Raw genomic sequence first — 12612 nt, 5'->3', positions numbered from 1 at the left:
ATGAATGATTTGTTTACTAAAACCGATTATTCGCTTTACTCCAACTCTATGTCGTTTCTACGTCGACCGTACATCAAAAATCCAGTATCGGCTGACGCAGACGTTGTAGTGCTAGGGGTTCCTCTGGACATGGCGACTTCTGGTCGTCCTGGTGCGCGTATGGGTCCAGATGCGATCCGTCGTGCGTCAGTAAACCTTGCTTGGGAAGGCAAGAAGTTCCCTTGGGACTTCAACGTATTTGATAAATTGAAAGTGATCGACGCAGGTGACCTTGTGTTCGATTGTGGTGATGCTGAAGATTTCACATACCGCCTAGAAGCGGCAACAAGTGAGATTCTAAAGAGCGGCAAGACAATGCTAGGCTTGGGTGGTGACCACTTCATCACGCTACCAATCCTACGAGCTTACGCAAAACACCATGGTCAAATGGCACTGATCCACTTCGATGCGCACACTGACACGTACGCAAACGGCAGTTCTTACGACCACGGTACTATGTTCTACCATGCACCAAAAGAAGGTCTGATTTCTGCGAAGAACTCAGTTCAAATTGGTATTCGTACTGAATATGACCAACAAGATCACGGCTTCAATGTGATCAACGCAATGCAAGCGAACGACATGTCGGTAGAAGAGATCCTGGCAGAGGTTCGTCGCACGGTTGCGGATAAGCCTGTGTATGTCACTTTTGACATAGACTGTCTGGATCCTGCGTTTGCTCCAGGTACAGGTACGCCAGTTTGTGGCGGTCTGAACTCAGATAAAATTCTGAAGATCATTCGTGGTTTCGCTGGCATGAACATCGTAGGTATGGACGTAGTGGAAGTCTCCCCTCCTTACGACCACAGCGATGTAACGGCATTGGCTGGCGCAACTGTCGCACTTGAGTTGCTTTACGCCTACGCTTCAGGTCGCGAATAACAAAAGTTGTTTTAAGTAAACGCTGTTTTTTAAAGGGAGTCTCGGCTCCCTTTTCTGTTTTTAAAGCACCTCAAAATTAGATTAGTTTTTCTAATCCAAATCATAGATTTTTATCTTGCTCAACTTCACACTTTTTGATTGCTAAGTCGGCACTCAAGCTCTAATATCTCGCGCCTAGATTCCCTAATCGCCTTATTCATTTGGCTCTCCTTAATGGAGCGCTAAGGCTTTTTACGTCCTAATTTTTAGAGAGATACGCAAATGTCCGCCTCGTTTCCATTAGCGAAACTTACCTTTTTAATCGCAATTCTGACTGCCGTAGGTCAAATGACTCAAACGATGTACGTGCCTTCTATCGGTCATATGGCGGGTGAGTTCTTGGTATCAGCGTCGTCACTTCAAGCCGTGATGGCGTGTTACCTGATCCCTTACGGTCTATCGCAATTCGTCTATGGTCCGCTTTCTGATCGCCTCGGTCGTAAACCAATTATCGTTGCTGGTTTGATCATCTACATTCTTGGTACTTTGGTGGCGCTATTTGCTCATGAGTACGAATGGTTTCTAGCGGGCAGCTTCATCCAAGGTTTGGGTATCGGCTGTGGTGGAGCTATGTCTCGAACTCTGACTCGTGACTGTTTTGAAGGCGCAGAGCTACACCGTGCAAACAGCTTGATCAGCATGTGTGTGATTTTCTCACCATTGATGGCCCCTGTACTGGGCGGTTACCTAACTGAAGCTTTCGGTTGGCGCTCTAGCTACTTATTCCTCGCACTATTTGGTATCGCGGTGGTCATTACCATGATGACAAGCATGATGGAAACCTTGCCGAAAGAGCGCCGCAAACATGAATCTGTGGCGAAGAGCTACAAGTTCGTGCTTTCAGACAAACGCTTCCAAGGCTTCTTATTGGTGTTGGTTGCTACGTTCGCAGGCGTGGCAGTATTTGAAGCAGCAGCCGGTGTACTATTAGGCGGCGTACTTGGTTTACCAGCAACCACAGTAAGCTTACTGTTTGTTTTACCGATTCCAGGTTACTTAGTCGGCGCAGGTCTATCGAGCTATATCGCGCAACGTCGTTCTGAGCGCCGTGCTTTGAATGTTGGTCTAGTCGCTATCTTAGTTGGCTCAGCAGTGGTATTGATTCCGGGTCTGTTTGGTCTAACAACAGCGTTGACTCTGATTGGCGGTGCAACCATTTACTTCTTGGGTGCGGGCATTTTGTTCCCTGCGGCAACAACAGGCGCACTTTCACCGTTCCCATACCATGCGGGCACTGGCGGTGCGATTTTGGGTGGCATGCAAAACCTAGGTGCGGGTATCGCGACGCTGTTGGCTTCGTTCTTCCCGGCACAAGACCAAATGCCGCTAGGTTGTTTGATGATGACCATGTCGATCATAGCTATGCTTGGTTTGCGTTGGGTTAATCGCAAACACGATCACTCAAACGAAATGCCATTGGCGATCTAAAATCTGACTCTCATCCCAACCAAGATAAAGAAAAGGGACATGCTGCAAAGTGTGTCCCTTTTTTGTTGCACACATCTTACCCTTTAGCTCTCATCCACCAGCAATTGCATTTAACATCCCATCCAATCTTTGCTAAAAAGAACAGTTGCTTATACAGAAATTATTCGTTTGCCATTCGATATAATGATATTCACTGGAAGAACACAAACGTACTTTTACTCGCAAGATAAATGAATGGCGAAACAACACGAGAAGAGTACACAATAAGGATACACAGATGCGTTTCACTTTAACCACGTTGGCCGTATCGGTCGCGCTAGTCGCCGGATGCAGCAATCAAGGATTACCAACCATGAACCATTACTCCCAATCGCAACTCGTCGCTCAACAAACCCAAGCTCCCGTTGCTAAAAAAGTCCCTCATGCAATGACGATTCATGGTGATACCCGAATCGATGATTACTACTGGATGCGAGATGACGAGCGCCAAAATCCAGAAATCTTGCAACACCTTGAACAAGAGAACCAGTACGCTGAAACCGTGCTAAAACATACAGAAACACTGCAAGATCAACTTTTTGAAGAGATCAAAGGTCGCATAGCGAAAGATGACAATTCCGTTCCGGTTCGTAAAGGCAGTTATTACTATTCGAACGAAGTCACAGGTGACAACGAATACGAAGTTCACCTACGTTCAAAAGACTTTTCAGGTAAAGATAAGCAAGTCATCTTAGATGTTAATGAGTTAGCGAAAGAACATGAGTTTTTCAGTATTGGCGGCTTAACGATCAGCCCAAATGAAAACTTGTTGGCTTATGGCGAAGATACGCTGAGTCGCCGTATTTACACCATCAAGATCAAAGACCTCACGACAGGCAAATATCTAAAAGATGAAATTGAAGGCGCGTCAAGTGCGATTGCGTGGCAAAACGACAACCAAGCTTTCTACTACATCAAGAAAGACCCGCAAACACTTTTAGGTTATCAAGTTTACCGCCATGTATTGGGAACACCTCAAACAAGCGATGAGCTGATCTACGAAGAAACCGACAGCGCTTACTACACATTCTTAAGTAAGAGTAAAGACGGTCAGCAAGTTTACATTTGGCACTCAAGTACAGAGACAAGTGGCGTTTCCGTGATTGATGCCAACAATCCGAACGCTAAAGCCGAAGCTTTCTATCCTAGAGAGACTGGCATTGAATACAGCATCGCTAAACTGGGTGATTGGTATTACATCTACACCAACTACCAAGCCGTAAACTTCCGATTGATGAAAGTAAAAACGGAAGAGATGCACGACCGCTCTAAATGGGTTGATGTCATTGCTGCCGACGATAACACTCAGCTTGTCGATTTCGACTTGTTCGACGACCACCTTGTCTACGAGCAACGCGCAAACGGCTTATCTACCGTTAAGGTTCGCCAACTATCGACGGGCAAAGAGTTCCCATTTGAATTTAATGACAGCGCGTTTGCGGCTTACCTAACAGGCAACTATGAATTAGATAACTCAAAAGTTCGCATCTATTACAGCAGCTTGACCACACCGGGAACTTACTATGATTTCGACCTGACTACTGGTGAATCTGAAATCATGAAGCAAACGCCAGTACTGGGTGATTTTGATGCCGATAACTATCAATCAGAGCGCATCATGGTTACTGCTCGTGATGGTAAGCAAGTGCCAGTCTCATTGGTTTACCGCAAAGACCTATTTAAGAAAGACGGCACCAACCCAATCTACCAATACGGTTACGGCTCTTACGGTTCCACCATCGAGCCAACGTTCCGCTCAACTCGCCTCAGCCTACTTGATCGCGGTTTCGTGTACGCAATCGCTCATATTCGTGGCTCAGAAATGCTTGGTCGCCCTTGGTATGAAGATGGTAAAAAGCTGACGAAGCAGAATACCTTCAATGACTTCATCGATGTGACTAAGGGACTTGTGGAAGAAGGATACGGGGCAGAAGATAAAGTATTTGCGGTTGGTGGCTCTGCGGGCGGTCTACTGATGGGCGCCATCATCAACCAAGCACCAGAGCTTTACCGTGGTATTGGTGCGCACGTGCCTTTTGTAGACGTTGTAACAACCATGCTGGATGAGTCAATACCTCTCACCACCAACGAATACGACGAATGGGGTAACCCGAACGATAAAACCTACTACGATTACATGCTGAGCTACTCACCATATGATAATGTGAAAGCTCAGAACTACCCGAACATGTTGGTGACAACAGGTTTGCATGACTCACAGGTGCAATACTTTGAGCCGATGAAGTGGATCGCTAAACTTCGTGAAATGAAGACCGATGACAATGTACTGCTGTTCAAAACTGATATGGAAGCAGGCCATGGTGGCGCATCAGGTCGATTTAAACGATTGAAAGAAGACGCATTAGAATACGCATTCTTCTTAGATTTGTTGGAAACGAAATAAGCTCTATTAGGGCCTGCTTTTGAGCTGATATAAAAAGAAAAACGCCTACTCACAGCGAGTAGGCGTTAACACAATAAATGTGTTTAGGCAGTAGAAACTGTCCTATTTATTAGAAGTAGTAACGAGCACCTAGAGTCCAGTAGTCGTTTTCTTCGTTGTTGTAGTCGTTACCTAGATCAAACTGGTAAGCAGCAAACGTGTAGAAAGATGGCGTCACTGCATACTCTGCTTGTAGAGCCGTTTCGCTAGTAACTGTCTTGTTGTCTTTCTCGTCTTCCACGCCTTCGTAGTTAACACTGAATGTCCAATTGTTAACGCCGTAAGCCAATAGACCTTCAAGCTGGCTTGTTTCTTCACGCATATCGTAGAAGTAGTCATTCATGCCATATACTAGTGCTGCGTATAAACCTGAACCATAAGTACCGTAGTTAGCAGAGAATACGTGAGAAGTTGCTGACTCGTTTTTAGCACCAACCTCAACGTCACCACCACTGTATACGTAGCCTAGACCGAAGCCTGCAAGCTCAGTACTTAGAGCGATTTGACCGCGTTGGTCATAAATTGATTGTTCACCCTGCCAGCCTAGACCAACGTTCAGACTAAACCCTTCACCAAACTGAAAGCCCTTGCGGTAGCTAAGCATTTTATCCGCACGTGCAGTACCTAGGTTGCCTTGGTTGTCGTACAAGAAGTCATTGGCAAACGCGATTGGTAAATCCGCAACGCCAGCTACGTCGTAGTATGGTGCCCATTGAGTACCAGCAACTACACGTCCGTATTGCTCATGTGTCGCGCCAATGTAACCTAAACGTGTTTTGAATGAAGTGTCGCCACCATTAAGGTAATTAAGTGCCCATTCACCTTTAGCATCGATAGTTACGCCGTTACCGATGTCTTTTTTACCGCCGATGTTAATACGAGGAGATACTTGGTGAACTTTAACTTCTTCTTCAAAGTACTCACCAACGCCCACAGATACGTGGCCGCCGATAGAAAGAGATGTGCCGTCGCTGTTGTAAACTTCTGCTGCGAAGACCTGAGAACCACCTGCTAGTGCCGCCACTGCAACGGCTAGAGTTTTCATTTTCATTGTTAACATCCATATAGTTGTTTGTACTGGTTCGCCCCGACAACAAAAGAAAAAAGCATCAATCGCAACGAACAGATAACAAAGTAGTAATGAAATATAAATGAAACAAATACTTTCTTATGCAACTGGTGTTATTTGTGGTTGATTTTTGATCTTGATCCCATAAAAAAAGGGAACTTTTCAGTTCCCTTCATAATTTGTGTGGTGTTTTGCGTGTTACAACTGCCAGCGTGCGAGTGGCTTCTCAGTTTTGATACCTTTACTGCCCCATCGGTCAATAACATCAATTTGCAGTATGCGATCCTGTGAAACTAATGAAGTTAACGTTTTTGACGGGCGTTTATCAGTGATCAGCCACAGAGTTTCATCTTCCTCAAATTGAGCTTTTAAAGATAGTTTCTCTGCCTCTGACCATTCCAATTCTGGTTTGAATTGGCGATCGACCACAAACAGTTGGTTTCCTGATGCAAAATCTTCTAACGATTCACCCAACAATACCACCGAATCGATCTCTTTTTCGAAAATTACTTCTTGTTGTTGATTGATCAGCTCCCGCACGTCTAGCATCAAGGCTTGCTGGTTCTTTTCAATTTGAGCTTGATGTTGAGGGTATACCTTCTGTAGATCTTCACCGACAATCGCCGCCATTCGAATCAAGTTGCTCGGATTCATCCAAGCGTATTTCGACGTCTCACCATTATCCAACGTTAATGCCGCAACACCTTGCGCTCTCGGTGAAATCGCTTGAGAGGCATCAATCTCTATCAAGCGCACATTTCCCTGACGCGCATACACAAATGTAGGGTCTTGATGCCAAACAGCACCCAATGTGAGCGCTACTGTTGCATTTTTTCCTGCTGCGGTAACTTGTTCATGTCCTTTGCTTGCAAACCAATTCACCAAACGCTCAATCCCGTAGCGTTTAGGCGGCAAGTAAGTCGTCTCGATATCCGTACCTTGCATCAACTGCTGAGCCAACATGTAGGTCACAGGAGTACTCGTAACGATGTCTTTAGCTATAGCAAACGGCGCTGCTGTACTCGCTATTGCCAAGCTCAATCCCATAATTATCTTTTTCGTGTTCATATTCGAATATCCAGATTTAAGCTTTGCGCACAATGCGATACATGGTTGCAGTTAAAAAGAAGATTGCCGAAACAATGATGATCGACGCACCAGATGGAACTGGAAGTTCCAACTCCATCGGTAAGACAGTGCCAACCAAGCACGCGATGGTCGCCAGTAATGATGAGAGCAACACAAAGCTCCCCATTCTCTTCGTAAGAAGGCGGGCTGTTGCACCAGGAATCAGCAGTAATGCCCCGACTAATACGGCGCCAATGATCTTCACCGCTGCAATGGTCACAAGCGTGATCATCATGACGAACAAGTAATCGTAGAAGCTGGTATTGAATCCACGGACACGCGCAATATCTGGGCTGATGCAAGTCAGTAATATGCGGTTAAATGTCGGGATCAAAAGCAATAAGATGATCAAACAACTCACGGCAAGAATCGTAATGTCTCTGTCTGTTACCGTCAGAATTGAACCAAATAGAACATTCTCCAGCATGTGGATATTGATCTTGCGTGCCACGTACATCAGCAAGGCTGCACCGACGGCCAGGGCCAGTGCTAGAAATACGCCGACTAATGTATCGTAAGGCACATTGGTTCGATTTCGCACGAAATGCAGCAGCAGTGCGAAGATCATGCAGAAGCTAAATAATCCAATGAATGGGTTTTCTGGTGGCTCACCAAGCAGTACACCAATCGCAATACCTGTTAGTGCAGCATGACCGACGGCCTCAGAAAAGAACGCTAAACGCTTCGCAATGACTAGCGTACCTAAACCACCCAGTAAGGGACCAAGAATGAGTGCAGCCACTATCGCGTTGACCATAAACGCGTAAGCAAAACTGTCACTTAGCCAACCAGCTTCCACACCATGCAGAGCGAGATCTCTTAACCAATCCATTACGCCGCCTCCACTTTTGCTGTGTAGTGCTTAAACAACGACTCGATACGTTCTGGACTCAATACTTCTGAGTGGTGCCCTGACGCCACAATTTGACGATTCACGACATGGACCTGAGCATCCAAACGACGTACAGCTGTCACATCATGATGCACTGCGAGCACGGTTTTACCTTCAGCAACCACTTCATGAATCAAACCTTCTAAGTAACGAACCCCTTGCTCATCCATGCCTGTCGTTGGCTCATCCAAAACAAGCAGACTAGGTTCGTCTAATAACGCTTGAGCGAACAAAACACGCTGCTGCTCACCACCCGATAACTGCCCCATTCGTCGGTCACTACGCGAAGCCATACCAACGCGCTCTAGTTGAGCAAGCGCTTGTTGAGTTTGCTTAGATTTACGTCGCCAAAACAGCGGGACACGAGTTTGATTCAGTAAAACAAAATCCATAACCGTAAGCGGTAAGCTGGCTTCAAACATGGCTTTTTGTGGAACATAACCAATATTGCCCGCTTTTTTCGTATGCGCTGGTTCCGGCCAATGAACTGAGATATCGCCAGTAAAAGGCGTTAGCCCCAATACAGAACGCAACAAAGATGTTTTACCACCGCCATTTGGCCCCATGATGACGTGGCATTGACCAGCATCAAATTGGGTGTGAATGTCTTGTAGAATCAGGTTGTCACCATATTGAAGGCTTACCCCGTCGAGAGAAATAGAAGGCCCTAACATCAAGCTTTCTCCTGCTCGTGCTTGCTTGCAACGAACTTCATCGCTTCGATCAGAGTTGCGACGTTCTCACGCATTTCGATTTCCACCTTGTCGGCTTCATACTCTCCATGAGTCATGTGAGAAAAACGGTAAAGCTGTACACCAGTAGCTTCTTCAATCGTATCCACAAAGCGGTTTGGCATGTTTAATTCGTAAAACAGCACATCAATACCAGATTGACGAATCTTCTCTATCGTTTCTTGTAACTGGCTTGCGCTTGGCTCTACACCATGAGCAGGTTCGATAACTGCTGCGACGTCAACACCGAATTCCTGCAAAATATAGCCGTAAGCGTTGTGCGTAGTAGCGACCTTCATACCTGCTGTATCAAGTTGCCCTAAAGACAACATGGCATCACGCTTCAAAAGGCGGAATGTTTTTGCGTAAGAGCGAGCATTCTTGCGATAAAACGCCGCGTTTTCTGGGTCGAGCTTGCTTAGCTCACTCGCAATCGTGTAAACCTTTTGAATCGTGGTCGATAAGCCAACAAACGTATGCGGGTTAACTGCGCCTTTACCGACTGATTGACCCATCGCAGGTAGCAGTGGCACTTCTTTGTTCGCCTCTATCACCACGAGGTCGTCACGTTGTGCAGCTTGAATCACTTTAAGAGCAAAATCATCGTGACCGATACCATTGACGACTATCACATCCATTTGCTTCAAGCGCTTTAAGTCATTCGGTTGAGGTAGATAGTTGTGGGGATTAAAGCCAGCATCCACCAAAGGTAGAATTTCGGCTTTGTCACCGACTACAGCTTTTACATAGCTGTAGTAAGGTTGAAGCGTAATACCAATATTGAGCTTATCTGCTGCAAAGCTCGATGAAGCTACAGCCAGCAATGCACTAGCCGTTATAATTCGACGTAGAAAAGATCGTTTCATCATAGTTGTTATCGTTTAAATTGAGCTTAATGGGCGTGAGCATTTGAAGACGTAGCAGGGACAAGAACAATTTGTTGCCAACCTTGCTTCTGGCGTTCACTTATCTCCACAAGAGATAAATCAGACGCCTTTGTTGTAGACTGAATAAACCAAATGTCGGCGTGTACATTACGACTATCAAGAAGCATTGAAGCCGCCCCTTTTTCATCTTGTCTTATACCAAGGTAAATACCAGCATCTAAGCGTTGCCATTGATGAGAGCCTTTTCGCTGCCAGCTTTGGTCTTGCACAAATGGGGCAACCCAAAATTCTTCCAATTCGCTGACGTCAGGCCACTCGCCAGCATCTAGATGAAGATCTCGAATCTCTTCATGTGCCAACTTTAGCTCGGCAATCATCGCAAGTTCTTCTTGTTCAAGATCAGTAATGAGCACTTGATGAGACTGCACGTCAGTATGTTCAGTTTCTGTCTGATGATGAGGCAGCAAAATCGTGGAGACCGCAAGAATACCTGCGATAGTTAGAGCAACCCATTTACCTTCTCGACTGCCGTTATCCGGTCTGATCTTCTGGGTAATCATTTCTCTTTTAACTCAACGATATCCACTTCTACTGGGTTTTCATGCCCCGCATCGAAAACCAAATAAAAATCGGTTTGAGGATGTGTGAACTCAGCAATGGAGCGTTTATCTGTCGTTACTTTGGCGATCAAGTTGTCGTCGTAATCGTACATTTCAACGTCATAGTCCACTGCGGTAGAACCGTCTGAATAGCCTGCCTCGCAAATCACTTTATCTTGCTCTAAATGGCAACTCATCAATGGAAAGTGCGCGAACGCTTGAGAAGAGATAAAACCAGCAACCAACACTGAGGTTTTGAGAATAGAAACGTTTTTCATGATGCATCCAAATTGGCTCAGCGTAAGGCTGAGCCAAATTTTGATTAGTTAAGTTGAGTTTCAAACGTTAGGTGAACGTTCATGCTTGCTTTGTCTGCAAGTGGATCGTTTTTCAGCTCACCCTTGTAGTTTGCTTTCATTAAGTAGCGACCTGCTACATCTGGCGTGAAGGTGATTTTTCCATCCTTGTCACTGACCGCATCGATTTGCTCTTGATGGTTGCGATACAGAGTACCTTCACGCGTAATTTCCGCCGTGACACCTTGCTGAGGTTCGCCGTTAAAGAAGAATTGGAATATCACTTCTTCACCTTCAATAATGTCTGAAGGGTGCGTAATCGGCTTCATTTCCAACAGCTTACCTTCAATCTCTAGCGCCTTTTCTGTTGGCATACCAACCGTTACATAGCTTTCTGCACGTGTGTAACTAAGTTGGGTAACAACATCACGTGCCTTTTCAGAAATCACACTTGCGCGATCTGCTTTGCTCGCTTTCGCCCACTTAACCGTGTCACGACGGCCTGCTTTGTACTGGGTGTAGTAGCTAGGTTGGTTATTGATAGCCACTTTGTGTGTGCCTTCTTCTTCGAAGTAGAAGTCAAACATCGAACGGCGCTTACCGCGTACCACAAAGTTCGGACGCTCAGAACGACCATCTGGCATGATCACGAACGCTTGCTCGCTACCTGCTGGCTTATCGAATACAAACGTACCGTGAGACGCTGTCACGTCGAACGTTAGCCAATCACCGCCTTCTTTTGATACCGTAAAGTGAGAAGGGAGAACCCAACGAGGGTGCGCTTGTGCTGTTGTCGCGGCCGCTAGCCCCATTGCCATTACACTTGCTAATGCCACCGCTTTCATCTTGGTTTTCATTGTTATTCCTTCTCTATCACTTAATTTGGTAATTGACGGTAATGACACCCGTCTCTTCCGTTGGTTTTATTTGGTAGCGTACTTCACTGTCCGCTAACTGCATTTTTTGACGTAAGTAATTACGGCCACCGTGTTCACGCACGACTTCGACATGTAAGGTGTAATTGCCCTGCTCGAGTCGTTGACCATCATCATTAGTGCCATCCCAAACGAATCGGTATTGGCCTGCAGGTCGAGTAGCTGACGTTACGGCATCAACCAATTCGCGGTCGTAACGACCTACTTTGCGCCACCAGCTGCGAAGATCTTTTAACCACTCATCTTTACCTACCCAAAGCTGAATGGTTTTGACTGGTTTACGCTTTTCATCTTCTATCCATACTGCGACATAGGGCCTTGCATACATCGAGGTATCAATCTTTGGTAACTCAAACTCAAAGTCGACTTTGGCATTATCTGGAAATGGAGCGGCCATAAGCGGCACAGGAGATAAAGCCGCGATCAATGCGGCTTTACTAAACGGGTGACGGCGAAAAATACGGCCTATGTTTAACATTGGTTTTTTCTCTGAATAGGCTGTTATGGCACAGCGAAAAAATAAATAACGAGTGATAACGCAGTCCCAAAACTCATCCACTGCATTGATGTTCTAAAAGTCTTTTTCTTTGGAAGCAGCAAACACACACCGGTCAGCACAAAAAACACCATTAGCAGGGCTGTTATGTCGATAAACCATTTCCACGTATCGCCACTGTTGCGACCTTTATGTAGGTCGTTTAGCAGCGCAACCATGCCGTAGTTAGTGGTTTCAACTTCAGCTTCACCCGTCGTCATATCGACGAAAACGGTGGCGTTGTAGCCTGGGCCTTTGAAATCTAAAGAGAGTTCACCAATCATCAATTCACCATCCTCAACCTCGGTATACACATCGAGTGCTGATGGTGTGCCTCGTAGGTCTGTTTCTTGTGTTAAGAAACTTAACAGGGCAGAGCGATTGGGTTGGAAGCTTCCTTCATTCGCAAATAGTTGCTCGGAAGGAACTGTGAGTGTGTGTTGCTGAATGATGGGTTCACTGCGCTCAAACAATTCTGGTCGGTTCAACGTAATACCAGTTACCGCAAAAAACAGCGTCACCAATAAAAGAGCCATAGAAATATAAACGTGCAGACGGCGTGCCCAAGTCTGGACGCCTTTGCTTTTGAGCAACATAGAAAACAATCATCACCAGTAAATGAGGGAGTAATTTAGGTGATAATCATTCGTATTGGCATTTAATTTACATT

Annotated in this window: 13 protein-coding genes; 3 read left to right on the top strand and 10 right to left on the bottom strand. The window is 45.7% G+C overall.

Features of this window, described 5'->3' with window-relative positions; translation table 11 throughout:
- The 3 genes from speB to ATB76_RS00140 all read left to right on the top strand — a co-directional run bounded on the left by speB (position 1) and on the right by ATB76_RS00140 (position 4831).
- Positions 1–921 (top strand): agmatinase, encoded by a 921-nt coding sequence (speB, locus tag ATB76_RS00150; protein WP_039976066.1) that lies wholly within the window; start codon positions 1–3, stop codon positions 919–921.
- 261 nt (positions 922–1182) lie between these two features.
- A complete protein-coding gene (gene emrD, locus ATB76_RS00145) occupies positions 1183–2388 on the top strand; it encodes a multidrug efflux MFS transporter EmrD (protein WP_061034361.1) in 1206 nt (401 codons plus the stop codon).
- A 277-nt stretch (positions 2389–2665) separates the two neighbouring features.
- Complete coding sequence (locus ATB76_RS00140; RefSeq protein ID WP_061034360.1) at positions 2666–4831, top strand: S9 family peptidase; 2166 nt, start codon at positions 2666–2668, stop codon at positions 4829–4831.
- 109 nt (positions 4832–4940) lie between these two features.
- Here the strand turns inward: ATB76_RS00140 and ATB76_RS00135 are convergent, their stop codons facing one another.
- The 10 genes from ATB76_RS00135 to ATB76_RS00090 form a co-directional block, all read right to left on the bottom strand.
- Entirely contained in the window at positions 4941–5921 is a 981-nt protein-coding gene (locus tag ATB76_RS00135; RefSeq protein ID WP_061034359.1) for a porin, read from the bottom strand.
- 216 nt (positions 5922–6137) lie between these two features.
- Complete coding sequence (locus tag ATB76_RS00130; RefSeq protein ID WP_061034358.1) at positions 6138–7007, bottom strand: zinc ABC transporter substrate-binding protein; 870 nt, start codon at positions 7005–7007, stop codon at positions 6138–6140.
- Between the two features lie 16 nt (positions 7008–7023).
- The gene (locus ATB76_RS00125; protein ID WP_009705126.1) at positions 7024–7899 is read right to left on the bottom strand and encodes a metal ABC transporter permease; all 876 of its coding nucleotides are present in this window, start codon (positions 7897–7899) and stop codon (positions 7024–7026) included.
- The gene (locus ATB76_RS00120) at positions 7899–8633 is read right to left on the bottom strand and encodes a metal ABC transporter ATP-binding protein (RefSeq protein WP_061034357.1); all 735 of its coding nucleotides are present in this window, start codon (positions 8631–8633) and stop codon (positions 7899–7901) included. Before ATB76_RS00120 ends, ATB76_RS00125 begins: the two co-directional genes overlap by 1 nt.
- The gene (locus ATB76_RS00115; protein ID WP_061034356.1) at positions 8633–9559 is read right to left on the bottom strand and encodes a zinc ABC transporter substrate-binding protein; all 927 of its coding nucleotides are present in this window, start codon (positions 9557–9559) and stop codon (positions 8633–8635) included. Before ATB76_RS00115 ends, ATB76_RS00120 begins: the two co-directional genes overlap by 1 nt.
- Positions 9560–9582: 23 nt before the next feature.
- A complete protein-coding gene (locus tag ATB76_RS00110) occupies positions 9583–10137 on the bottom strand; it encodes a hypothetical protein (protein ID WP_061034355.1) in 555 nt (184 codons plus the stop codon).
- Positions 10134–10454, bottom strand: a complete 321-nt coding sequence (locus ATB76_RS00105; RefSeq protein WP_005438283.1) for a hypothetical protein — start codon at positions 10452–10454, stop codon at positions 10134–10136. The genes ATB76_RS00110 and ATB76_RS00105 overlap by 4 nt, the downstream gene beginning before the upstream one ends.
- Positions 10455–10498: 44 nt before the next feature.
- Complete coding sequence (locus tag ATB76_RS00100; protein WP_061034354.1) at positions 10499–11329, bottom strand: DUF4198 domain-containing protein; 831 nt, start codon at positions 11327–11329, stop codon at positions 10499–10501.
- 16 nt (positions 11330–11345) lie between these two features.
- Positions 11346–11885, bottom strand: a complete 540-nt coding sequence (locus tag ATB76_RS00095; protein ID WP_061034353.1) for a DUF2271 domain-containing protein — start codon at positions 11883–11885, stop codon at positions 11346–11348.
- Positions 11886–11908: 23 nt separating this feature from the next.
- Positions 11909–12538 carry a PepSY-associated TM helix domain-containing protein gene (locus tag ATB76_RS00090; protein ID WP_039976082.1) on the bottom strand — a complete coding sequence of 210 codons (630 nt, stop codon included), beginning with the start codon at positions 12536–12538 and terminating at the stop codon, positions 11909–11911.
- Positions 12539–12612: the final 74 nt, after the last annotated feature.

The organism is Vibrio sp. MOR3, assembly GCF_001557775.1.
Classification (GTDB): Bacteria; Pseudomonadota; Gammaproteobacteria; order Enterobacterales; family Vibrionaceae; genus Vibrio; species Vibrio jasicida.
Note: the sequence above shows the minus strand (reverse complement) of the source record. Positions and strands in the feature narration are given on the sequence as shown.